The organism is Streptosporangium sp. NPDC004379, assembly GCF_042873875.1.
Taxonomy (GTDB): Bacteria; Actinomycetota; Actinomycetes; order Streptosporangiales; family Streptosporangiaceae; genus Streptosporangium.
The window spans coordinates 53,180-76,791 of the sequence record NZ_JBIAMC010000008.1 but is presented as its reverse complement, the minus strand read 5'-3'; the positions used below and the strand labels follow the sequence as shown (position 1 = coordinate 76,791).

General features: G+C 73.3%; 19 protein-coding genes. 11 read left to right on the top strand and 8 right to left on the bottom strand.

Going from position 1 to position 23,612, the window contains the following annotated elements; genetic code table 11:
- Positions 1–46: 46 nt before the first annotated feature.
- Positions 47–1,057 (top strand): LysR family transcriptional regulator, encoded by a 1,011-nt coding sequence (locus ACFYSC_RS19005; protein ID WP_389962958.1) that lies wholly within the window; start codon positions 47–49, stop codon positions 1,055–1,057.
- A gap of 42 nt (positions 1,058–1,099) precedes the next feature.
- Here ACFYSC_RS19005 and ACFYSC_RS19000 read toward each other — a convergent pair whose 3' ends face one another.
- Positions 1,100–1,429, bottom strand: coding sequence for a helix-turn-helix transcriptional regulator (locus ACFYSC_RS19000; protein WP_362938080.1), 330 nt, complete (start codon positions 1,427–1,429; stop codon positions 1,100–1,102).
- A gap of 215 nt (positions 1,430–1,644) precedes the next feature.
- On the opposite strand from ACFYSC_RS19000, the gene ACFYSC_RS18995 reads away from it, so the two are divergent.
- The 8 genes from ACFYSC_RS18995 (at position 1,645) to ACFYSC_RS18960 (ending at position 10,478) form a co-directional block, all read left to right on the top strand.
- Positions 1,645–2,829 carry a cytochrome ubiquinol oxidase subunit I gene (locus tag ACFYSC_RS18995; RefSeq protein WP_389962953.1) on the top strand — a complete coding sequence of 395 codons (1,185 nt, stop codon included), beginning with the start codon at positions 1,645–1,647 and terminating at the stop codon, positions 2,827–2,829.
- 25 nt (positions 2,830–2,854) lie between these two features.
- A complete protein-coding gene (locus ACFYSC_RS18990; RefSeq protein ID WP_389962950.1) occupies positions 2,855–3,622 on the top strand; it encodes a cytochrome d ubiquinol oxidase subunit II in 768 nt (255 codons plus the stop codon).
- A gap of 21 nt (positions 3,623–3,643) precedes the next feature.
- Positions 3,644–5,521 (top strand): ABC transporter ATP-binding protein/permease, encoded by a 1,878-nt coding sequence (locus ACFYSC_RS18985; protein ID WP_389962947.1) that lies wholly within the window; start codon positions 3,644–3,646, stop codon positions 5,519–5,521.
- Positions 5,518–7,371 carry a thiol reductant ABC exporter subunit CydC gene (cydC, locus tag ACFYSC_RS18980; RefSeq protein ID WP_389962944.1) on the top strand — a complete coding sequence of 618 codons (1,854 nt, stop codon included), beginning with the start codon at positions 5,518–5,520 and terminating at the stop codon, positions 7,369–7,371. Before ACFYSC_RS18985 ends, cydC begins: the two co-directional genes overlap by 4 nt.
- Before the next feature lie 280 nt (positions 7,372–7,651).
- Complete coding sequence (locus ACFYSC_RS18975) at positions 7,652–8,278, top strand: hypothetical protein (protein WP_389962941.1); 627 nt, start codon at positions 7,652–7,654, stop codon at positions 8,276–8,278.
- Positions 8,275–8,589, top strand: a complete 315-nt coding sequence (locus ACFYSC_RS18970) for a winged helix-turn-helix domain-containing protein (protein ID WP_389962939.1) — start codon at positions 8,275–8,277, stop codon at positions 8,587–8,589. Before ACFYSC_RS18975 ends, ACFYSC_RS18970 begins: the two co-directional genes overlap by 4 nt.
- Positions 8,590–8,682: 93 nt before the next feature.
- Positions 8,683–9,567, top strand: coding sequence for an ABC transporter ATP-binding protein (locus ACFYSC_RS18965; RefSeq protein WP_389962935.1), 885 nt, complete (start codon positions 8,683–8,685; stop codon positions 9,565–9,567).
- 170 nt (positions 9,568–9,737) lie between these two features.
- Complete coding sequence (locus tag ACFYSC_RS18960) at positions 9,738–10,478, top strand: ABC transporter permease (RefSeq protein ID WP_389962932.1); 741 nt, start codon at positions 9,738–9,740, stop codon at positions 10,476–10,478.
- A gap of 309 nt (positions 10,479–10,787) precedes the next feature.
- On the opposite strand, the gene ACFYSC_RS18955 is transcribed toward ACFYSC_RS18960, so the two are convergent.
- From ACFYSC_RS18955 to lon, 7 genes are all read right to left on the bottom strand, one after another.
- The gene (locus ACFYSC_RS18955) at positions 10,788–12,116 is read right to left on the bottom strand and encodes a S1C family serine protease (RefSeq protein ID WP_389962929.1); all 1,329 of its coding nucleotides are present in this window, start codon (positions 12,114–12,116) and stop codon (positions 10,788–10,790) included.
- Positions 12,117–12,465: 349 nt separating this feature from the next.
- Positions 12,466–14,010, bottom strand: a complete 1,545-nt coding sequence (locus ACFYSC_RS18950) for an AMP-binding protein (RefSeq protein WP_389962926.1) — start codon at positions 14,008–14,010, stop codon at positions 12,466–12,468.
- A gap of 198 nt (positions 14,011–14,208) precedes the next feature.
- Positions 14,209–15,042: a MetQ/NlpA family ABC transporter substrate-binding protein gene (locus tag ACFYSC_RS18945; protein WP_389962923.1), complete on the bottom strand. Its 834-nt coding sequence runs from the start codon at positions 15,040–15,042 to the stop codon at positions 14,209–14,211.
- A gap of 150 nt (positions 15,043–15,192) precedes the next feature.
- A complete protein-coding gene (locus ACFYSC_RS18940; protein ID WP_362938117.1) occupies positions 15,193–15,849 on the bottom strand; it encodes a methionine ABC transporter permease in 657 nt (218 codons plus the stop codon).
- Positions 15,846–16,808: a methionine ABC transporter ATP-binding protein gene (locus ACFYSC_RS18935; RefSeq protein WP_389962918.1), complete on the bottom strand. Its 963-nt coding sequence runs from the start codon at positions 16,806–16,808 to the stop codon at positions 15,846–15,848. The genes ACFYSC_RS18940 and ACFYSC_RS18935 overlap by 4 nt, the downstream gene beginning before the upstream one ends.
- 494 nt (positions 16,809–17,302) lie before the next feature.
- Positions 17,303–18,448, bottom strand: a complete 1,146-nt coding sequence (locus tag ACFYSC_RS18930; RefSeq protein ID WP_389962915.1) for a Fic family protein — start codon at positions 18,446–18,448, stop codon at positions 17,303–17,305.
- 238 nt (positions 18,449–18,686) lie between these two features.
- Positions 18,687–21,056: an endopeptidase La gene (gene lon, locus ACFYSC_RS18925; RefSeq protein WP_389962912.1), complete on the bottom strand. Its 2,370-nt coding sequence runs from the start codon at positions 21,054–21,056 to the stop codon at positions 18,687–18,689.
- Between the two features lie 339 nt (positions 21,057–21,395).
- On the opposite strand from lon, the gene ACFYSC_RS18920 reads away from it, so the two are divergent.
- Positions 21,396–22,700 carry a sensor histidine kinase gene (locus tag ACFYSC_RS18920; protein ID WP_389962909.1) on the top strand — a complete coding sequence of 435 codons (1,305 nt, stop codon included), beginning with the start codon at positions 21,396–21,398 and terminating at the stop codon, positions 22,698–22,700.
- Entirely contained in the window at positions 22,697–23,353 is a 657-nt protein-coding gene (locus tag ACFYSC_RS18915; RefSeq protein WP_389962906.1) for a response regulator, read from the top strand. The genes ACFYSC_RS18920 and ACFYSC_RS18915 overlap by 4 nt, the downstream gene beginning before the upstream one ends.
- Positions 23,354–23,612 lie beyond the last annotated feature (259 nt).

The window sequence follows — 23,612 nt, the reverse complement described above, 5'->3', positions numbered from 1 at the left end:
TGGTTGTAGATTCATCCGCGAGCCTGAGCATTCGACCTGAGAGTTGATGGAGTTGTCCAACAACCGGCACGCCGAGGGATCACAACCATCTGGTGTACATGAAGGTGAGGGGGATCTTGATATCGCCGCGGTCCGCGCCTTCTTCGCCGTCACCGAGGACCGGTATTTCAGCGAGGCCGCGGCCAGGCTGGGAATCAGCCAGCAGGCCGTCTCCAAGCGCATCGCCAGGCTCGAGTCCGACCTCGGCATGCGACTGCTGTCCCGTTCGCGTACGGGAGCGGAGCTCACCGAGGACGGCAAGGCGTTCCTCCCCCATGCGCGCGCCCTCGTCAACGCCGCCGACCAGGCGCTCGCCATGCTGCGCGACCGACGACGCGCGCTGCGGATCGATGTGCTGGACACCCGGACGGCGGCCATCGACCTGGTCCAGGGGTTCTACGAAGCCACCGGGAGGGGAACGGACATCGAAATCGTCGGCTCGGAAGGACTCAGGTCCGCACGCGGCACGCTTGCCCGCGGAACCGTCGACGCGGCCTTCTGCCGCGTCAGCGGAACGGTGGAGGGCCTCACCTGCGTACCGGCCTACCTGGAACCGGCGCACCTGCTGGTCGGCCGCGACCACCCCCTCGCCGGCCGGCGGCGGGTGGAGACGGCGCGACTGGCCGGATCCACCGTGTGGATGCCGGGCAACGCGGCCGGAAGCGAATGGGCCGAGTACCACTGCCATCTCGGCGCCGCCTTCGACATCGGCATCGACACCTCCGGCCCCGACTTCGGCTATGAGCACTTCGTGTCCGAGGTCGGCGCCGGCCGGCGGATGAGCCTCGTCGGAGAGAGGTCACGCCTCCCCTGGCACCCGGACACCGTCCGGATCCCCCTCGTCGGCCCCGTCCCCGTCTACCCGTGGTCGCTGCTCCACCATCCCCGGAACCGGCACCCGGCGCTGCGGCTGCTCATCCGCCACGTCACGGGCGGCTATCGGCCGTTCGACCCGCGCAGCCAATGGCTCCCGGACCCCGACCGCGCTCTCTTCACCCCGGGCCCCAGGAGTCGTTAGACGCCTGCCGAGTCCGAACGTCCTCCGGGGAGGCACGGCGGGTCAGCGGGTGGTGCGAGGCTCCAGGACGCTGCCGATGGCTCCGGTGAACTCGCGCCAGGCGGAGCGCTCCCCGGCCAGGGCGGTGCGGCCGGAGGAGGTCAGCCGGTAGGTGCGCCGTTTGCGCCCGCCCACCACGGCCCATTCGCTGGCGAGGTATCCCGCCTGCTCCAGGCGGCGCAGCGCCGGGTAGACGGTGCCGGTCGGCACGCTGAGCGCGCCCCCGCTGCGCTCCTGGAGCGCCTCGATGATCGCGTAACCGTGCAGGGGCTCGTTCTCCAGCACCGACAGCAGCAGGGCGTCCATGTGCCCGCGGAGCGCGTCGGTGTTCACACCGCCTCCCCGGTCGTCTCCGCGGTAGGACGCGCGGGACGGGCGGAGGACGCGGGACGCGAGGGAGGCACGGCCCTCGCGCCGTCGCTCTTGTCGGCTCGCTCGCTCACCCTCGTCACCCTACCTCTCGAATAGGCATCCTACATGTAGGCGTGCTACATGTAGAGTGCCTATAGGTAGACAGACACAACAAGAGATGTGACGGAGGTGAGATCGTGGACGTGCTCGACCTGGCCCGGACCCAGTTCGCCGTGACGGGAAGCCTGCACTTCCTGTTCGTCGTGCTGACCCTCGGCCTGGCCCCCCTGGTCGCGATCACGCACACGCGGTACGCGCTGACCGGCAGGCCGCTCCACGAGCGCCGGACCCGGTTCTGGGGCCAGATCTACGTGATCAACTACGCCCTGGGGATCTTCACCGGGCTGGTGATGGAGTTCCAGTTCGGCCTGAGCTGGAGCGGCCTGTCGCACTACGCGGGCGACGTCTTCGGCGCGCCGCTGGCCATCGAGACGCTCGGCGCGTTCTTCCTGGAGTCCACGTTCCTGGGCCTGTGGATCTTCGGCTGGCACCGGCTGCCGAAGTGGCTCCACGTGGCCTGCATCTGGCTGGTGACGCTGACCGCCTACGCCTCCGCGCTGTGGATCATGGCGGCCAACTCGTTCCTGCAGAACCCGGCCGGCGCCGTGGAGCGGGGCGGCCGGCTGGTGCTGACCGACTTCGGGGCGCTGCTGACCAACCCGGCGCTGGCCATGTCCCTGCCCCACGTCATCGGCGCGTCCCTGTGGACCGGCGGCTTCGTGGTGATGGGCGCCAGCGCCTACCACCTATACCGGCGCGACGGCGACCGGGAGTTCTTCACCGGTCCGCTCCGGCTCGGCGTGATCGTCGCGTCCGTCGGCTCGCTGATCACGGTCGGATTCGGTTACGCCCAGTTCGGCATGCTCGGCCAGTACCAGCCGGGCAAGTTCAGCGCCGAGCCGCTGGCCGGGGCCGGGCTCGGCCTGATGATCCTCATCGGCCAGACGCTCCAGCTCCTGCTCGCGTTCGTGCTGCTGCCCGCCGTGTACTGGCTGCCGCGCTGGCGGTGGGCGCAGCCCCTGCTGATGATGATGACCCCGCTGCCGTTCGTCGCCGCGATCTGCGGCTGGCTGGCCCGCGAGGTCGGCCGTCAGCCCTGGCTGATCAACAAGAAGCTGACCGTCGCGGACGCCATGTCCCCGGGCCTCACCTCCGGCATGGTCACCGCCTCGCTCATCGGGTTCGCCGGCGTGCTGGGCCTGCTGGCCGTCGCCGACTACCTCCTGATCGCCCGCGCCGTACGGCGCGGCCCCTCCTCCGTCGCCCTCGGCGCCCCCGGCCCGGCCGATCCGGCCGAGCGCGAGCCCGCGCTGAGCCTCTGACCCCCTTCGACCCCCGGGAAGGCACATGGACATCCTCTGGCTGGGCGTGCTCGCTCTGCTGCTGATCGGCTACTTCGCCCTGGAAGGCTTCGACATCGGCCTGGGGCTGCTGCTGCCCGTGCTGGGCCGCACCCCCCGGGACCGCGACCGGATCGTCGCCGCCATGGCGCCGTTCGTGCTGGCGAACGAGGTGTGGCTGGTGGCGGTGGCGGGCGTGCTGTTCGGCGCCTTCCCCGCGGCCGAGGGGGAGGCCCTGTTCGGCCTCTACCCACTGGTCGTCTCCCTGCTCCTGTCGTGGATCGTGCGCGACGCCGGCCTGTGGTTCCGCCGCCGCCTCGACGGCCCGTCCTGGCGGGCGGCCTGGGACTGGGCGGTCTTCGCCGGCTCGGCGGGCCTGGCCCTGAGCTGGGGCATGGCGCTGGCGGCGATGGCCGGGGGCCTGTCCGGGCCCGCGATCGGGCTGCCGGGCATCGGCGCCGGGCTGCTGGTGGCCGCGGCGTTCGCCTTCCACGGCTGGACGTTCGCCTCCTGGCGCCTGCCGGACGGCCCCACCGGGGCGCGCCGTACCGGGACGGCGCTGCTGGTGTCGGCGTGCGTGGCCGCCGCGCCGGCCGCGGCGGTGGCCGCGGCCGGCGCCCCGTGGCTGCTGGAGCGCGTCGCGTCGGCGGAGACGCTGGGTGTGCTCAGTGTCATAATCCTGCCGTTCACGCCCCTGATGGTCGGTGCGCAAGTATGGGTGTGGCGCGCCTTCGGTCCCCGGAGCGCCGCCGACCGGATGCCGTCGTTCTTCTAGCGTCGCTCTTCTAAGGTTCGCATGCACAAGGATCTCCTACGGCTGGCGCGCGGCGAGCGCGCCGTCCGCGGGCACCTGGCCCTCTGCCTGGCCGCGGCGGTCCTCGCCGGATCGCTCGTCCTCGTCCAGGCGGAACTGCTCGCCGGGGTGCTGTCCGGGCGGTTCGCCACCTCCGCGCTGGGGCTGCTGGCGCTGGTCGTCGCGGTCCGCGCGGCGCTCGGCCTGCTGCAGGGCGTGGCGGCCGGGCGCACCGTCGCGGGGGTGAAGACCACGCTGCGCCTCCGGCTGCTGGGCAGGCTGCGGGACATGGGCCCGGCACGGCTGGCCGCGCACCGCTCCGGCGAGCTGGTCACGCTCGCCGGTCGGGGGCTGGACGCCCTCGACCCCTACCTGACGGGATACCTCCCGGCGGTCGCGGTGGCCGGCGTGGTGCCGATCGCCGTACTGGTCCGGCTGTTCGCCGCCGACCTGACCAGCGCGCTGATCGTGCTGGTCACGCTGCCGCTCATCCCGGTCTTCGGCGCGCTGGTCGGCATGCACACCAAGGCCGTCACCGAGCGGCAGTGGCGGGCCCTCGCCCGGCTCGGCGGCCATTTCCTGGACGTGGTCCGGGGCCTGCCCACGCTGCGGGCCTTCGGCCGCGCCCGCTACCAGGCCGAGGTCATCGCGAAGGTGGCCGACGCCCACCGCGCCGCGACGATGCGCACCCTGCGGGTGGCGTTCCTGTCGTCGCTGGTGCTGGAGCTGGCGGCGTCGCTGTCGCTGGCGCTGGTCGCCGTGCCGGTGGGCCTGCGGCTGCTGTCGGGGTCGCTGGACCTCTCGGCCGCGCTGCTGGTGCTGCTGCTGGCGCCGGAGGCGTACCTGCCGCTGCGCGTCATGGGCAACAGGTTCCACGCGGCCATGGAGGGGGTCGCCGCGGCCGACGAGGCGTTCGCCGTACTGGACGAGCGGGCCGGTCCCCCGGCGGCAGGCGCGACCTCCGGGGACGGCGCGGCGGGTACGGTGACCGGTGCGGCCATCGGTACGGTGGCCGGCGCGGCCCCGGTGGCCGGCGCGGCCTCCGCCCGGGGGAACGGCGCGCGTGGCGGCGCCGATGGCGGTGCGGCGCCGGAGATCCGGCTGGAGAACGTCACCGTGCGCTACCCGGGCCGCGAGGACGCGGCGCTGGAGGACGTCTCGCTGGTGATCGCGCCCGGCGAGCGGGTCGCGCTGGTCGGCGAGAGCGGCGCGGGCAAGAGCACGCTGCTGCACCTGCTGCTCGGTTTCGTCGCCCCCGCCTCGGGCCGGGTCCTCGTGGACGGCGTGGAACTCGGCGGGCCCCGCGAGCCCCGGTCCGGCGAGGTCGCGGAGCCTCCGGAGCCCACGGAGCCCGGGAACCACGCGAAGCCCGGGAACCACGCGGAGCCCGCGGAGCCCGCGGAGCTCGCGGAGCTCGACGCCTGGCGGGCCCGGCTGGCGTTCGTGCCGCAGCGGCCGCACCTGTTCGCCGCGTCCGTGGCCGACAACATCCGGCTCGGCGCCCCCGGCGCGACGGACGCCGAGGTCCGGGACGCGGCGCGCGCCGCGCACGCCGACGAGTTCGTCGCCGCGCTGCCCGAGGGCTACGACACCGTGCTGGGCGAGCGCGGGGCGAACCTGTCGGCCGGGCAGCGGCAGCGGGTCGCGCTCGCCCGGGCGTTCTGCCGCCCGTCGGCCGGCCTCCTGCTGCTCGACGAGCCGACGGCCCGGCTCGACGGCCGTAGCGAGGCCGCCGTGGTGGCCGCGACCCGGGAGCTGACCGGGGGCCGTACCGCGGTGATCGTGGCGCACCGGCCCGCGATGATCGACATCGCCGACCGGGTGATCAGGATCGCCGACGGGCGCGTGGTGGCCGCCGTCCCGGCCGGGGAGGCTCGATGAGCCGGCGGGACGAGGAGCGGGAGGACACCACGGTGGGCCGGGACGGCACGGGCCTGGAGGACACGGGCCGGAACGACGCGGACCGGGACGGTTCAGGCCGTGACGGTACGAGACGGGAGGAAACGGCCACCACGGTGAGGGCTGAGGATGCTCCCATCCGGACGAATGCGCCGGTACGGCCCGGCAGGCGGCTGGCCCTGGCCGCGGTGGCCGGCGCGGCGGCGGAGCTCGCCGGGCTCGGGCTGATCGGCTCGGCGGCGTGGCTGATCACCCGGGCGGCCGAGCAGCCCCCGCTGGCCGCGCTGAGCGTGGCGATCGTGGGGGTGCGGGCGTTCGCGACCACCAGGGGCGTCCTGCGCTACGGCGAGCGCCTGGCCGGGCACGACGTGGCGCTGCGCGCCCAGGCCACGACCCGGGAGCGGCTGTACGAGGCGCTCATCCCCGCCGGGTTGCCGGGGCGGCGCGGTGCCGACCTGCTCAGCCGGATGGTGGACGACACCGACGCCGCCCAGGACCTGCTGGTGCGCGTCCTGCTCCCGGCGGCGGCGGCACTGGTGACCGCGGTCGCCGCCGTGGTGCTCGCCGCGTTCCTGCACCCGGCGGCGGCCCTCGCGCTGCTGGCCGGGCTGGCGGTGGCCGGGGCGCTGATCCCGGCCGGCACCGCCGCCGCGGCCCGCCGCTGGGCGGCGCGGATCGCCCCGGCCCGCGCCGACCTGGCGGCCCGGGTCGCCGACCTGGTGCACGGCTCGGCCGACCTCGCGGCCTACGGCGCCGGGGACCGGGCACTGGCGGCCTGCGCCGAGGCCGACGCCCGCCTGGCCCGGCTGGAACGCCGCCAGGCGCGGGGGAACGCGCTGGCCACCGGTGCCGGCGTGCTCACCCAGGGCCTCACCGTCCTGGCCGTCGTGCTGGTCGCCCGGGGCGCCGGGACGGGCCCGGTCGCCACGGCGGTGCTCGCGCTGACCGCGCTGGTGGCGTTCGAGCCGGTGCTGCCGATGGCCGCGGCCGGGGAACGGCTGACCGGGGTGCTGGCCGCCCTGCGCCGCCTGCGGGAGATCCGCGCGACCCCGCCGGCCGTCTCCGAGCCGGCCCGCCCCCTGCCCGTACCGGCGGGCCCGCCGTCCGTCGAGGTCTCCCGCCTGGTGGTCCGGCACGGCGACGGCCGCGCCCCCGCGCTCGACGGCGTCAGCCTGACCCTGACCCCCGGCAGGCGCGTCGCCCTGGTCGGCCCCAGCGGGGCCGGCAAGAGCACGCTGCTTTCGGCGCTGATGCGCCTGGTGGAGCCGGAGTCCGGAGCGATCCGGCTGAACGGCGCCGACATCCGCGAACTGGCCTCCGACGACGTCCGCGCGGTGATGACGGGCCTGACCCAGGACCCGTACGTGTTCCGGGCGTCGCTGCGCGACAACCTGCTGCTGGCCGGCCCCGAGGCCGGCCCGGAGGAGCTGGCGGAGGCGGTACGGCGGGCCCGCCTGGAGACGTGGGTGGAGCGGACCGGCTGGGACACCGTGCTCGGCGAGGACGCCCGGACGGTGTCCGGCGGGCAGCTCCAGCGGCTGGCACTGGCGCGGGCCCTGCTGCACGACCCGCCGGTGCTGCTGCTGGACGAGCCCGCCGAGGCGCTGGACACCGAGACGGCCGAGGCTCTCATGGCCGACCTGCTGGACGCCACGCGGGGCCGTACGACGCTGCTGGTCACGCACCGCCTGCACGGTCTGGAGCAGGTCGACGAGATCATCGTCCTGGAGAACGGCAGGGTGACGCAGCGCGGCACCCACGACGAGCTGGTGGGTGTCCCCGGCTACTACGGCGACCTGTGGCGGTCGGAGGAGATGGTCTCCCGCCGCTGAGGCGCCCCGCCGGGTCGGCTCCCCCGTCCCCGGGAAGCCCGGCCGTCCGGGGGGCCGGTTCGGCGGCCGTCTCCGCCCGCCCCCGGTTGCTTCCGTGAACGTCTCCGCCCGGCCTCCCCCGGTTGCCTCCGCAGGCGTCTCCGCCGGGTCTCTCCGCCGGACCTCTCCGCGAGGTTTCTCCCCCGAATCGCACTGAGGGGTTGAGTTGGCGGCGCAAGCAGGTTTACAGTTCAAACCAGAGAGTTTGCAACGCAAACTTGTTTACCGCCGAAGGAACACCGTGGACGACGACGAGCGGGTGCTGAGCCCGCAGGAGATGCTCCGGCTCATCGAGCAGCAGGAGACGGCCGCCGCCGAGCGGTTCACCCCGAACCCGGTGCCGCACTTCCTGGCCTGGGGAGTGGCCTGGCTGGCCGGGTTCGGCGCGCTCTTCCTGAGCTACGGCCTGTCCGGCAGGCCGTACGCGCCGGTACCGGTCTGGACGGCCCTGGTGGTCCTCTGGGTGCTCACGGTCGCCGCTCTGGTGATCAGCGCGGCGACCATGTGGCAGCTGCGCAGCCCGGTGCGCGGGGCGTCCCAGGAACGCGGCACCAGGTACGGCATGGCCTGGGGCCTGGGCTTCCTCGGCGTGTGGACGGTGGGCATCCGGTTCGGCCAGCTGCTTCCCGCGGCCGAGACCGGCCTGCTGTGGGCGGGCCTGTCGATGATGACGGTCGCCATGCTCTACGTGGCGGGCGGCGCCGTCTGGGACGACCGGACGATGTACCTCTTCGGGGCCGGCCTGGCCGTGCTCAACGCGGCCGGCGTGATGGCCGGCCCCGGCTGGCACTCGCTGCTGATGGCGGCGGGCGGCGGGGGCGGGTCGATCGTGGCCGGACTGCTGCTGCGCAGGGCGAGACACCGGTGACCCCCGGCCTCGACCCGGTGATCCACGCGCCGGCCCGGCTGCGGGTGGTCGCCACGCTCAACGCCCTCCGCGAGGGCGACACCGTCACCTTCCCCGGCCTGCGTGACCTCCTCGACATGACGGCCGGCAACCTCTCGGTGCACCTCGGCAAGCTGGAGGACGCCGGGTACGTCGAGATCACCAAGACCCACCGGGGGCGCACCCCCGTCACCTACGTCGCCCTCACCCGGCGGGGCCGGCTGGCCTTCGAGGACTACACCGCCGAGATCCGCTCGCTGCTCGACGCCGCGGCACCGCCCGCCGACGACTGACGACCGGCGTCGGCGGCCGACCGCCGGCGGCCGACGCCGAAGGCCGGAGGCCGCCCCGCCTCCCCCACAGACCCCGCACGATACGAAAGGCACATGATGGAGACGCTGGCACGCGCCATCGAGGTCACCCGCCGTTACGGCAGCGTGACAGCCCTGGACGGGGTGTCGCTCGACATCCACCGGGGTGAGCTGGTCGGCCTGCTCGGCCCCAACGGAGCGGGCAAGTCCACCCTGATCAACCTCTTCGCCGGGCTGCGCAGGCCCCACTCGGGCCGGGTCGAGCTGTTCGGCGGCTCCCCCGCCGACCCCGTACGGCGCCGCGACATCGGCGTCACCCCGCAGGAGACCGGCCTGCCGTCGACCCTGCGGGTCCGCGAGGTGGTCGACTTCGTCACCGCCCACTACCCCCGCGGCGCCGCCCGCGGGGAACTGCTGGAGCGGTTCGGGCTGACCGGGATGGAGCGCCGGCAGATCGGCGGGCTGTCGGGCGGGCAGAAGCGGCGGCTCGCGGTGGCGCTGGCCTTCGCCGGGGACCCTCGGCTGGTCTTCCTCGACGAGCCGACCACCGGCCTGGACGTCGAGGCCCGCCGGGCGCTGTGGGACGCCGTCCGGGACTTCCACGCCGGAGGGGGCACCGTGGTGCTCACCAGCCACTACCTGGAGGAGGTCGAGGCGCTGGCCGAGCGGGTCGTGGTGGTCGACCGGGGCAGGGTCCTGGCCGACGACACCGTGACGGCGATCCGGGGCATCGCCGGGATGCGCCGCGTCACACTCACCGCCGGGGAGCTGCCCGACCTGCCCGGCGTCGTGCGCGCCGAGCGGGACGGCTCCCGTGTCCTGCTGCTCACCGCCGACGCCGACGCGCTGGTCCGGGCCCTGGTCCGGGCCGACGTCCCCTTCTCCGGCCTGGAGATCGCCTCCACCTCCCTGGAGGAGGCGTTCCTGACCATCACCGCCCGCGAGCCCCAGGCGGCCTGAACCCCGGTCGCGGGCCCCGGTCGCGTCGCGGCCGTCCGCTCCCCGCCGCGTCGCCCCGGTTCCGCGCCGCCCTGTCCGGCGGCTCCGCGCCCCGCACCGCTTTTCCTCTCCCCGGCTCTCATACTTCCGGGAATCCCCGGTTCCCACGCTCCCGAGAAAGGGACGCCCCCATGTCGTCGCTCCTCCTGACCCACACCAAGTACCGGTTCCTGGAGACCATCCGGGTACCGATCGCGGTGGTCGGCAACACCTTCTTCCCCTCGGCCTCGATGCTGTTCTTCGTCGTCCCGTTCACCGGGGAGGACCCGCTCCTGGCCACCCTCGCGACCGGGTCGATGATGACGTTCTCGGTGATGTCCACCGCCCTGTTCACGCACGGCCTCGGGGTCGCCGACGACCGCGCCCAGCCGTGGGACCCGTACATGCGCACCCTGCCGGCGGGCCCGTGGCCGAGGTTCGGGTCCAACATCCTCAACGGGCTGATCATGACCCTGCTCGGCATCCTGCCGGTGCTCGTCATCGCGGCCACGCTCACCGAGGCGACCGTGACCCCGTCGCAGCTGCTGCTCGGCCTGGGCGCGCTGCTCGTCGCGTCGGTCCCGTTCACCCTGATCGGGCTGTTCGTCGGCTATCTGCTGCCGGCCAAGGCGGCGATCGCGGTCGTCCAGCTCGTGCTGCTGCCGATGGCGGTGGGCGGCGGCCTGCTGATGAGCCCGACGGACCCGCCCGCGTTCATCGCCGCCGTCGCCCCCTACCTGCCCACCCGGGGCGGGGCCGAGCTGGTCTGGGCGGCGGTCGGCGGGCCCGCGCCCCGGATGCTTCCGCTGGTCATGCTCGCGGTGTGGACCGTGGTGGCCGGGGCGCTGGCCGTCTGGGCCTACCGCCGCGACGAGGGCCGCCGCTTCTCCTGAGGCGACCGCGCCCACGGGCCGGGTCCGGATCGCTCCCCCGCCCGGATCCGGCCCGGAGCCGTTCCGGACCGCCCTCCACTCCGGCGTCGCGGGCCCTTCCCGCACCGGGAGAGCACCGGGAGCGCATCGTGAAACACAAGGACGTGCCGCCGGATCCCCTCCTTCCGGCGGCACGTCCTTCTCCAGGGAGTGAGCAGCATCCGTCCCCGGGCTCTCTCCGTACGGCCCGGCCGGTCCGCCGGGCCGTACGGCGGCGCGTGCCACCGGGCGGTCCGGCCGGGCGTACGGCGGGCCGGGCGTGTCGGGTCGTCAGGAGGTGGTGGTCTTCTCCTCCAGGGTCACCCGGACGTTCTGCTCACGGCCGTCGCGGACGTAGGTGAGCGACACCTCCTGGCCCGGCTTGAGGCCGCGCACCGCGCCGACCACCGTGTCGGGGCCGTCGACCGCGGTGCTGCCGATCTTCGTGATGACGTCGCCCTGCTTGATCCCGGCCTTCTCCGCGGGGCTGTCCGCGGTGACCTGGGCGACGAGGGCGCCGGCCGCGTCACCGGTGGCCTGGGCGAGGTTCACGCCGAGGAACGCGTGGGAGACCTTGCCGCTCTTGATGAGCTGGTCGGCCACCTGCTTGGCCGTGTTGATCGGGATGGCGAAGCCGACGCCGATGTTGCCCTCGCCGCCGTTGGTGGCGATGGCCGAGTTGACGCCGACGACCTGGCCGCGCGTGTCGACCAGCGCGCCGCCGGAGTTGCCGGGGTTGATCGCCGCGTCGGTCTGGATCGCGTGGCCGATCGTGGTGGGCCCGCTCGCGGACTGCTGCTGTTGCTGCCCGCCGCCCCAGCCGCCGCCCCAGCCGGGCGGGAGCTGCGGCTGCTGCTGCTGGCCGCCGACGGTCACCGTACGGTCCAGGGCGCTGACGATGCCCGCGGTGACCGAGCCGGACAGGCCCAGCGGGCTGCCGACGGCGAGCACGGAGTCGCCCACCTTGAGCTTGTCGCTGTCGCCGAGCGACGCGGCGGTGAGGCCGGAGACGTCGTTCGCCTTGATCACCGCCAGGTCGGTGGCCGGGTCGGTGCCGACGACCCGCGCGGTGGCGGTCTTGCCGTCGCTGAACTTGACGGTCACCTCGCCGCCCTGCCCGCCGGCCTCGACCACGTGGTTGTTGGTCAGGATCATGCCGTCCGCCGTCAGCACCACGCCCGACCCCTCGCCGCTGCCTCCGGAGGTCTTGACCTGGATGGACACCACCGACGGCTGGACCGCCGCGGCGACGTCGGCGACCGTGGTCACGTTGCCGGCCGGGGCGGCCAGCGGCGCCGACACCGCGGCCGGCACCGCGGTGGGACCGTCGTCGAACGAGGCCGTGGCGACGGAGCCGACCACGCCGCCCCCGACGGCCGCCACGGCCAGCGCCAGCCCCGCGCCGATCTTCTGTGCGGCGGTGAGCCGCGTCCGCTGGGCGGGGACGGCTCCGGGCGCCGGGGCGGTGAGCGTCTCCGGCATCGGGTGGATCATCGTCGGCTGCGGGCCTTCGGCCCTGGAGGCGGCGAAGCCTCCCGCTCGCGGCGGCACCTTGCCGAACTGGCTCCAGCCGGTCACATCGGCCGGGGTGGTGTCCTGCCCATCCTTGTTCGGTTCCATGTCCTGCTCCCCAACTCCTCGCGTCCGCCCGTGCCGAGCCGGGGCGGCGACCGGTGACTCCAGTGCATCCAAAGATGCCGGAGAGGGTGTAAGACCAGGTTAAGAGGATGATCGGGAAAGAAGCGCTCTTCTGACGCGGGCTTTATGCGCCGTGGTCAGCGGGTCCTGCCGGCCCCGGAGATCGGTGACGGAAATCACGCCGGGCCACGTGGAAGGGCCGTACAGGGTGGACCCTACAGGGCGGGCCGCACGCGGGACGATCCGCCCGGGGGCGGACCGCGCGGGGTGAGCCGCCCGGGGGCGGACCGCGCGGGGTGAGCCGCCCGGGAACGGGCCGCGACGGCGCGCGTCAGCGTCCGGTGGGCCAGTACTCGTCGCGCAGCAGGCGCTTGTAGAGCTTTCCGGTGGGGTGGCGGGGCAGTTCCTCGCGGAAGTCCACCGACTTCGGGCACTTGTACGGCGCGAGCCGCTCCCGGCAGTAGGCGATCAGCTCCGCCTCCAGCGCGGGACCGGCCAGGTCCATCGAGACCGGCGAGACGACGGCCTTGACCTGCTCGCCCATCTCCTCGTCGGGGACGCCGAAGACCGCGACGTCCGCGACCTTCGGGTGGACCGACAGGACGTTCTCCGCCTCCTGCGGGTAGATGTTCACCCCGCCGGAGATGATCATGTAGGAGCGGCGGTCGGTCAGGTAGAGGAAGCCGTCCTCGTCGAGGTAGCCGATGTCGCCGAGGGTGGTCCAGCCCCGGCCGCGGGGATCGCGCGACGCCTCCGTCTTGGCCTCGTCGCCGTGGTAGACGAACCGCGGCCCGTCGGAGAAGTAGACCGTGCCGTGCTCGCCCGGCGGCAGCTCCTCCCCCTCCTCGTCGAGGATGCGCACGACGCCGAGCAGGGCGCGGCCGACCGTGCCCGGATGCTTGAGCCAGTCCTCGGAGCCGACGTGCAGGAAGCCGTTGCCCTCGGTGCCGGCGTAGTACTCGTGGATGATCGGCCCCCACCACCCGATCATCCGCTCCTTGACCGGGATCGGGCAGGGGGCGGCGGCGTGGATGGCACACCTCATCGACGACAGGTCGTGGCGGGCGCGGACCTCGGCGGGCAGCTTGAGCATCTTGATGAACATGGTCGGCACCCACTGCGAGTGGGTCACGCCGTACTTCTCGATGAGCGCGAGGGCCCGCTCGGGGTCGAACCGTTCCATGACCACGACCGTCGCGCCGAGCCGCTGGAAGGTCATGCAGTACCGCAGCGGGGCGGCGTGGTACAGCGGGGCCGGGGAGAGGTAGACGCTGTCGGCCGACGGCGCGAACAGCAGCCGCACGAGCTGCAGCAGGCCGCCGGGCGCGTCCAGCGGCGCCTTGGACAGGGTGGGCTTGACGCCCTTGGGGCGGCCGGTGGTGCCCGAGGAGTAGAGCATGTCCGCGCCCTGGCACTCGTCGGCGACGGGGGTGGGCGGGTGCGCCGCCACCGCCTCCTCGTAGGAGGCGAACCCCTCCGCCCCCTCCGGGACGCCGTCGAGCATGAGCCGCAGCTCGACCTTCGGGGTCAGGGCGGTGACGGAGGCGGCCACGTCGGCCAGGGAGGCCGAGGAGATGAAGACCCGCGCCCCGCAGTTGTCGACGATGTAGGCCAGTTCGTCGGTCCGCAGCCGGGAGCTGATCGCCGTGTAGTACAGGCCCGACCGGTGGGCGGCCCAGGCGATCGTCAGGAACAGCGGGTGGTTCTCCAGCATGAAGGCGATGTGGTCGCCCGGCCGCAGTCCCGCGGCCCGGAGGAGGTGGGCCAGCCGGTTGGACTCGGAGTCCAGCTCACGGTAGGTGACGACCTGCCCGGAGTCGGCCATGATCACGGCGGGCTTGTCCGGCGAGGTGGCGGCGATCGCTCCCGGGTGCATGAAACCGAACATTACTCTGCCGGTTGCCCGGTGAGAAGAGACGACCGGGCCGCGGCTCCGGGTGTCCGGAGGCCGCGGCCCGGTCGTGCGGCACGCGCGTGGCGCGGGGTGTGCGGAACGGCACGGGCGCGAGACTCGCACGGGGAACGCCGCGGAACCGTACGGAACGGCCGTGGGCCCGTACGGCACGGCGCGGGGTCAGGAGGCGGGGATGACCGCGCCCTTGTACCGCTGCTCGATGAACTGCTTCACCTCGGGACCGGCGAGCAGCTTGGCGAGCTTGACCACGCGCGGGTCCTTCTCCTTGCCGGCCGCCACGACCAGGCCGTTTGCGTAGGGGTTGTTCTCGGACTTCTCCAGCACCAGCGCGTTCTCGGCCGGCTTCAGGCCCGCCTCCAGGGCGTAGTTGCCGTTGATGACGGCGGCGTCCACGTCGTCGAGGGAGCGGGGCAGCTGCGCGGCCTCCAGCGGCTGGAACTTCAGGTTCTTGGGGTTGCCGGTCACGTCACGCTCGGTGGCGGCGGTGCCGACGCCCTCCTTCAGGGTGATCACGCCGTTGTCGGCGAGCAGCTTCAGCGCCCGGCCGAGGTTGGTGGCGTCGTTGGGCACGGCGACGGTCGCGTTCGAGCCCAGCGCGTCCAGGCTGGTGATCTTCTTGGAGTACAGGCCCAGCGGCTCCAGGTGGACCGGCTGCACGAAGGTCAGCTTGGTGCCCTTGGAGGAGTTGAAATCGTCCAGGTAGGGCTTGTGCTGGAAGTAGTTGGCGCCGAGCTGGCCGTCATCGAGCTGGACGTTCGGCTGGACGTAGTCGGTGAACTCGACGATCTCGAGGTTCAGGCCCTCCTTGGCGGCGAGCTTGTCCTTGACGAACTTCAGGATCTCGGCGTGCGGGACCGGGCTGGCGCCGACCTTGAGGACGTCGGAGGCCGAGGTCGTGCCTTCACCGCCGGACCCGGACGAGCCCGAGCCGCAGGCGGCCAGGGCCAGGGTCAGCGCGATGATCGCGGAGACGATTCCGATGAGCTTGCGCATGGTGTGCTTCCTTGTGGATACGGCGTCCGGCGGCCCGCTCGCGGCGGGGCCTCCGGGGGACGGGAAAGGTACGGCCGGCCCTCCGGGAACCCGTCTCGGCGGGACCCCGGGGGGACGGGAGGAGCGCGGGGGGCGCGGGGGCGCGGAAGGTCAGCGGCGGGCCAGGCGGCGGGCGGCGAAGTCGCCCAGCATCTGGCCGAGCTGCACGATGACGATCAGGACGACGACGGTGACGATCATCAGTGAGGTCTCGAAGCGCTGGTAGCCGTAGCGGATGGCCAGGTCCCCCAGCCCTCCGCCGCCGATGGCGCCGGCCATCGCCGAGTAGGAGATCAGCGCGACCACGGTCACCGTGAGGCCCGCGACCAGGCCGGGCATGGCCTCCGGCAGCAGGACCTTGCCGACGATCGTCGTACGGCTCGCGCCCATGGCCTGGGCGGCCTGCACCTTGTCGTCGCCGACCTCGCGCAGGGCGGTCTCCACCAGGCGGGCGAAGAACGGCGCGGCGCCGAGGGTCAGCGGGACCACCGAGGCGGTCGTGCCGATGGTGGTGCCGACGATCATCCGGGTCAGCGGGATCACCGCGATCATCAGGATGATGAACGGCAGCGAGCGGCCGATGTTGACCACCAGCCCGAGCACCCGGTTCAGCGGCCCGGAGGGCAGCAGCCCGCCGCGGTCGGTGACGATCAGCGCGACGCCGAGCGGCAGCCCGATCAGCACGGTGAACAGCGTGGACCAGGCGACCATCTCGACGGTCTGCCAGGTCGCCTCCCACAGCAGGGGGGCCATCTCGTCCCAGGTCATCGGGCTTCCTCCACCAGCAGGCCGCGCTCGGACAGGTGGGCGAGGGCGGCGTCCCTGCCGCCGCCGGTGAGGCGCACGCGCAGCCGTCCGGCGGAGACCCCGGCGACCTCCTCCAGCGCCCCGCCGAGGATGTTGACGTCCACGTCGAACTTGCGGACCAGCTGCGAGATCACCGGCTCGCCGGCCTGACCGGCGAAGGTGATCGTGACGGCGCCCGGCTCGGCCGGGGGAAGCGGGAACAGCTCCTCCGTCAGCCGGGACCCCGGCCGGGCGAGCAGGTCGGGGATGGCTCCGGACTCCTGGATCCGGCCGTCCGCCATGATGGCGGCCGAGTCGCAGATCGACTTGACGACGTTCATCTCGTGGGTGATCAGCAGGATCGTCAGGCCGAGCTCGCGGTTGAGGCTCTTCAGCAGGGCGAGGATCGACTGGGTGGTGGCCGGGTCGAGCGCCGAGGTGGCCTCGTCCGACAGCAGCACCGCGGGCCTGCCCGCCAGCGCGCGGGCGATGCCGACGCGCTGCTTCTGGCCGCCGGACAGCTGCCCGGGGTGCGCCTTCGCCTTGTCGGCCAGGCCCACCAGCTCCAGCAGCTCGGCGACGCGCCGGGCGCGTTCCGCCCGGCCGGTCTTCATGACCTCCAGGGGGAACGCGACGTTCCCGGCGACCGTGCGGGAGGACATCAGCGCGAAGTGCTGGTGGACCATCCCGATGCCCCGGCGGGCCAGGCGCAGCTCGCCCTCCCCCAGCGCGGTCAGCTCCCGGCCGGCCACGGTCACCGTGCCCTCGGTGGGCCGTTCCAGCAGGTTGACGCAGCGCAGCAGGGTGCTCTTGCCCGCGCCGCTGCGGCCCAGCACACCGAAGATCTCACCCTCGCGGACCCGGAGGTCGACGCCGTCGACGGCGACCACCTCGCGTCCACGATCCCGGTAGACCTTGCGCAGGCCTGACACGTCGATCACAGCTGTGAATCCCCCAAACGGATGTCGAAGAAAGGACGTCGAGCGGGGGACGGGCTAGCGGGTGCCGGGGTGGAAGGGCAGGTGACTCAGACGGCGCAGGACGAGACGGTCCGCGGGGCAGGTCATGGTGGAGGCCTTCATGGGTTCGCGAAGAGGACGGGGCGGGGGCGGGGTCAGCGCGCGGAGCGGGTCCGGCGCGTTCCGCACATGCACATGCCACGACACGACCCTCGGTCCGTCGAGGTCGGGGCGGCACGGCGCGTCGTCTTCACGTGGGCGTCAACACATGCTTTAGAAGCCCTATTCCTGATATTTCATGTGATTCAGGTCACTTTACCAAAGTAGGGTTGACCAGGGAGAACCGGAGATACGGCCTCCCGGGGGGCGTTCCGAGGACCGCGACGGCCTCCCCCGAAGCCGTACGGCGACCACCCGGCGGGGCCGGTGGAGCCGGGCGTCAGGTCTCCCCCGAGACCGCGAGACGCGCCACCGGCTCAGGCGTGGCGGTAGGGGTCGCGCAGCGGGACCGCCCGCGCGGCGAAGCCGTCCTTGATCTCCTGCATCCGCGGACCGGGCGCGTAGAAGCGCCCCTTGGTCTCCCCGTACGGCCGCAGCCACCCCCCGGCCGCCAGGTCGCGCAGGTCCCGGGCCGCCTGCCCCTGGCTGAGCGCCTCGTCGGCCTGGTACCGGCTGCGGCGCAGCCGCCGGTTGACGAACACCTCGTAGAGCGCGGAGACGGTCCGCGGGTTCAGGCCGTCGGCGTCGACGCGCTCCTCCAGCATCGTCCACACCTCCCCCGCCTCGGCCAGCCGCCGCCCGACCTGCTGGGCCTGGAGGTGGTGGGCGCGCAGGCAGAACCGCACCCAGGGCAGCATGTCGCCGTGCGGGTTCCACCGGATGTCCCGCCGTGTGCCGGACAGGGCGCGGTAGTAGTCGACCGTGTTCTCCAGGGTGCCCAGCCACTCCTCGATGGAGGAGAACTCCGGGGTGGTGATCTGGTCGCGGCCGAGAACCAGCGTCTGCAGCGCCCGGGACATCCGGCCGTTGCCGTCGCGCCAGGGGTGGATGCTCACCAGGTTGAAGTGGGCCATGGCCGCCCGCACGTAGCTCGGCGCGTCGAGGTCGCCGGAGTTCAGCCAGTCGGTCAGCTCCTCCAGCAGCTCCGGCACCTCCTCGGCGTCCGGGCCCTCGTAGACGACCTCGCCGGTGGCCGTGTTGCGGACGTAGATGCCGCCGGGCCGTACGGCGCCCGGGGTCTTGTCCACGTGGTGGCCGATCATCATGAAGTTGAGCGCGTGGAGCAGGCCGGTGTCGAACCGGAACGCCCTGGCGCGGGAGAGGATCCGGATGTAGGTGAGCGCCTGCTGGTAGCCGGAGATCTCCCTGGCCACCGCGGCGGGGGTCTCCAGCGGATCCTCACCGGCCATGATCGACTCGATGTCCTCGACGCTGGCGCGGTAGCCCTCGATGGAGTTCGAGCCCTGGATGGCCAGGGCCTGGAGGTGGCGCCGGAGCTTCCCGTCCCAGCGGTGGGTCTCCGCGAGACGATATTTCAGGTCGCGCCGCATCTCCTCGATCTCGCCGAGGACCTTGTCGTCGATGGCCTCCAGCCGAGGCGTGCCGTACAGCATGCCCCCCATGACAGCATGGACGGATCATCCATTCAAGCGAATGAATGATTTGTCCATTTATGCCCTTCGAGGACCGGCCGGGTCGCCGCGACCGCCCGGAACGGCGGACGGCCCGCCCTCTCGAAAAGGGCGGGCCGTCACGGGTACGGCCGGCCGGGCCGCACGCGGCCGGCCGTACCCCGGGCGGCCGGTCGGGCCGCGGGAGGCGGGCCCGGCCGGGTGAACCGGGCCGGGACCGTGAGCCGGGTCAGGCCGCGGCGCGGTCGGCGACCTTGGCCGGGGTGAGCGCGATCTCCAGGACCTCGCGCACGTCGCTGACCGTGTGGACGGTCAGCTCGTCGCGCACCGCCTGGGGCACGTCGTCCAGGTCGGGCTCGTTGCGGGCCGGGATCAGCACGGTGGTGATGCCCGCCCGGTGGGCGGCCAGCAGCTTCTGCTTGACCCCGCCGATCGGCAGCACCCGGCCGGTGAGGGAGACCTCGCCGGTCATCGCCACGTCGCTCCTGACCTGGCGGCCCGACAGCAGCGAGGCCAGGGCCGTGATCAGGGTGACGCCGGCCGACGGGCCGTCCTTGGGAACGGCGCCGGCGGGGAAGTGGACGTGCACCGAGCGGTCCTTGAGGGAGGACACCGGCAGCTCCAGCTCCGCGCCGCGCGAACGCAGGTAGGACAGGGCGATCCTGGCCGACTCCTTCATGACGTCGCCGAGCTGGCCGGTCAGGGTCAGTCCGGTGTCCCCGGTCTCCGGGTCGGCCAGCGACGCCTCGACGTACAGGACGTCGCCGCCCGCTCCGGTGACCGCCAGGCCGGTGGCCACGCCGGGCACCGCCGTACGCTGGCGGGACTCCGGGAGCGAGGACTCCGGCACGTGCCGCGGGCGGCCCAGGTAGGGGACGAGGTCCTCCACCGTCACCGGCAGCTCCCCGGCGCCGAGCGCGACGTTGGCGGTCACCTTGCGCAGGACCCTGGCGATCGAGCGTTCCAGGGACCGCACGCCGGCCTCCCTGGTGTACTCGCCGGCCAGCCGGCGCAGCGCGTCCTCGCCGATGACGACGTCCTCGGCGGTCAGGCCGGCCTTGTCGAGCTGGCGGGGCAGCAGGTGGTCGCGGGCGATGGCGACCTTCTCGTCCTCGGTGTAGCCGTCGAGGGTGACGATCTCCATGCGGTCCAGCAGCGGGCCGGGGATGGCCTCCAGCACGTTGGCGGTCGCCAGGAACAGCACGTCGGACAGGTCGAGCTCGACCTCCAGGTAGTGGTCGCGGAAGGTGTGGTTCTGCGCCGGGTCGAGGACCTCCAGCAGCGCGGCGGTGGGGTCGCCGCGGTAGTCGGAGCCGACCTTGTCCACCTCGTCGAGCAGCACGACCGGGTTCATCGAGCCGGCCTCGCGGACGGCGCGGACGATCCGGCCGGGCAGCGCGCCGACGTAGGTGCGGCGGTGGCCGCGGATCTCGGCCTCGTCGCGGACGCCGCCGAGGGCGACGCGGACGAACTTGCGGCCCATCGCGCGGGCCACCGACTCACCGAGGGAGGTCTTGCCGACCCCGGGAGGACCGGCCAGCGCCAGTACGGCGCCGCTGCGGCGCCCGCCGACGACCCCGAGCCCCTGGGCGGCGCGGCGGCCGCGGACGGCGAGGTACTCGATGATGCGGTCCTTGACGTCGTCGAGGCCGGTGTGGTCGGCGTCGAGGACGGCGCGGGCCGCGGCGATGTCGTACGAATCCTCGGTCCGGGTGTTCCACGGGATGTCGAGGACGGTGTCGAGCCAGGTGCGGATCCAGCCGGTCTCCGGGGACTGGTCGGAGGTCCGCTCCAGTTTGTCGACCTCCTTCATCGCGGCCTCGCGCACCTTCTCGGGCAGGTCGGCGGCCTCGACGCGGGCGCGGTAGTCCTCCTCCTCGGTCTCCGGGGAGGAGCCGTTGAGCTCCGACAGCTCCTTGCGGACGGCGGCGAGCTGCTGGCGCAGCAGGAACTCGCGCTGCTGCTTCTCCATGCCCTCCTGGACGTCCTTGCGGATCGTCTCGGCGACGTCGAGCTCGGCGAGGTGCTCGCGCGCCCACTCGACCAGCTTGGCCAGCCGGTCGGCCGGGTCGGCGATCTGGAGGATCTCGGCCTTGCGCTGGGTGCCCAGCCAGGGGGCGTAGCCGGAGCTGTCGGCCAGGACCGACGGGTCGTCCATCTGGTTGACGGCGTCGACGACCTGCCAGGCGCCCCGCTTCTGCAGGATGGTGGTGGTCAGCGCCTTGTACTGCTTGGCCAGCTCGACGGCGCGCTCGCCCGCCGGAACGGCCTCGATGACGGTGGCCTGCACCCACAGCGCGGCGCCGGGTCCGGTCGTGCCGGCGCCGACGCGGACGCGGTCGACGCCGCGCACCACGGCGGCGGGCTCACCTCCGGGCAGCCTGCCGACCTGCTCGATGACGGCCTTGACGCCGACGGAGCCGTAGCGGCCGTCGATGCGGGGAACGAGCAGGACCTGTCCCTTGTTCTCGGTGAGCGCCTGAGCCGCGTCGATCGCGGCCCGGACCTCGGCCTCGGACAGGTCCAGCGGGACCACCATTCCCGGCAGCACGACCTGGTCGTCGAGCGGGAGAACCGGGAGGATCAAGCTCTCACTCATGCGCACTCCAAGGGTTGAGTTACATCGACTCAATTAATGGGAGCGTGGAAATGTTCCCGGGATTGAGTGTGTTCGCCGTGAGCGATCGTAATTCTGTAATCGACGCCTCTGGCGAGTCTCCCGGGAGTCCCGGGGCGGCCGTCGCCGGGGGCTCCGCAGGACTTCGGAAGCCCGAGGACCGCCCGGGCGGTTTCGCGGGACACACCGGGGTCACCCCCGGCGCGGACCTCCCCGGGGATCGCCGCGAAGGGCTTCGGGGAAGGGTCACCCCCGAGAGGTACGCGACGGATCACCCCGGGGCGGGACGACAGCCGTCCGCGATCTCCCTAGGCTGGGCCGGTGCCCCTGCGCGACGCCCTCCCCCGGTTGTCCCGGCCTCTGGTCCGCGCCCTGGTGAAAGGGGAACCCGGTCCGCCGTTCCCCCGATCCCGGCGCCTCCGCCCCCGGCTTCCGCTCTTCCTGGGACTGCTGCCGTTCCGGACCGTCGACCTGGTCCTGGTGGCCGACCTGGTGCTCGCCTGGATCCTGTTCGCCGGCGGCTACTCGCTCCTGCTGACCCTCAACGGCATGCCGCCCCAGCCGGGTGTCCCCACTCCGGGGATCAACGAGAACGTCCTCTTCCTCTGCGCGCTCGTCTCCTCGCTGCCGGTGGCGCTGCGCAACCGGTGGCCGCTGGCGGCCTGGCGACTGGCCACCGGCGGCATGCTTCTGGCCGCCCACTTCATGGACCGGCTGTTCACCCAGCCCTACTCCTCCTCGGGCGTCATCACCTACCTGCTGGTCGTCTACTCGGTGGCGGTGCGCTGCGACCGGGAGACCGTCCTCGGGGCCTGGCTCGTCTCGATGCTCGCCCTGGTCGCGGTCAAGCCCGGCGACCCCCTGATCGCGCTGGGCGCCGTCATGCTCACCGTGACCGCGCTCCTCGGCTACAACGTGCGGACCAGGCGCCTGGCCGCCGGTCGGCTGGCGGAGGAGGAACGGCGCAGCGAACGGGCCCTGGCGGCGCAGGCCGTACTGGAGGAACGGACCAGGATCGCCCGGGAACTGCACGACGTCGTCGCCCACCACATGTCGGTGATCGCCATCCAGGCCGAGGCCACGCCGCTGAAGGCCGCCGGAGACCCCGGGACGCTGGAGGAGGGGCTGCGGGAGATCCGCGCGCTGTCGCTGGCGGCCATGACCGAGATGCGCCGCGTGCTGGGCGTGCTGCGCGACGGCGACGAGCGCGCCGACACCGCGCCGCAGCCCGGCCTCGGCCGCCTGGAGGAGCTGATCGCCACCGCGCGCTCCGCCGGGCTCACCGTGACGCTCCGGCTCGGCGGCGACCTGCTGGGGCTGCCCACGACGGTGAGCCTGTCGGCCTACCGGATCGTCCAGGAGGCGCTGAGCAACGCCATGCGCCACGCACCCGGCGCGGCCGTCTCGGTACGGATCACCCGCTCCGGCGACGAGCTGCGCGTCCACGTGGCGAACGGCGCCGGCGGCGGTCGCGAGCGGCCGCCGGGCAACGCCGGGCACGGCCTGCTCGGCATGCGGGAACGGGTCTCCATGATCGGCGGCAGACTGTGGGCCGGGCCGGTCGGCAAGGGCTTCGCGGTCACCGCCATACTGCCGATCATGGAAGACGCGGAGGACGGCGCATGACGATCCGGGTGCTCATCGCCGACGACCAGGGCATGGTGCGGACCGGCTTCACCGTGTTCCTCGGCTCGCAGCCGGACATCGAGGTCGTCGGCGAGGCCGCCGACGGGCGCGAGGCCGTCGCCCGGACGGCCGAGCTGCGGCCGGACGTCGTGCTGATGGACGTGCGGATGCCGGTCATGGACGGCCTGGCCGCCACCCGGGCCATCCTGGAGGCCGACGGCCCGAAGCCGAAGGTGCTGATCCTGACCACCTTCGACCTCGACGACTACGTGTACGAGGCGCTGCGGGCCGGGGCGAGCGGGTTCCTGCTCAAGGACGCCTCCGCCCAGCAGCTCGCCGAGGCGGTCCGGGTCGTCGCCTCCGGCGACGCGCTGCTCGCGCCGTCGGTGACCCGGCGGCTGATCTCGGAGTTCGCCCGGGTCGGGCCGCGCCGCCCGCGTGCCAGGCCGGCCGACATCACCGAGCGCGAGACCGAGGTGCTCACGCTGATCGCCCAGGGCCGCTCCAACCAGGAGATCGCCGGACAGCTCGTGCTGTCGGAGCAGACCGTCAAGACCCACGTGGGCCGCATCCTGGCCAAACTGGGTCTGCGCGACCGCGCCCAGGCGATCGTCTACGCCTACGAGTCGGGCCTGGTCCGTCCCGGCGGCTGACCCCGGGGCCCTTCGCGCGGCCGGACGCCGCCCCCGGCAGGGACCTCGTACGGCGAGCGGCCCCCGGGACACCGCGCGCCCGGACACGCCCCCGGCGGGAACCTCGTACGGCGAGCGCCCCCGGGACGCCGCGTGACCGGTCCCGGGGTGACCTCCTCCCCCCACGGGGTGACCGGGCAGGTGAGCGCGGCGGGGTGACGCGGGCGACGGGCCCGGATCCCTAGCGTCCTGTCCGATCCCCCTGTCGGACCGGAGGTCC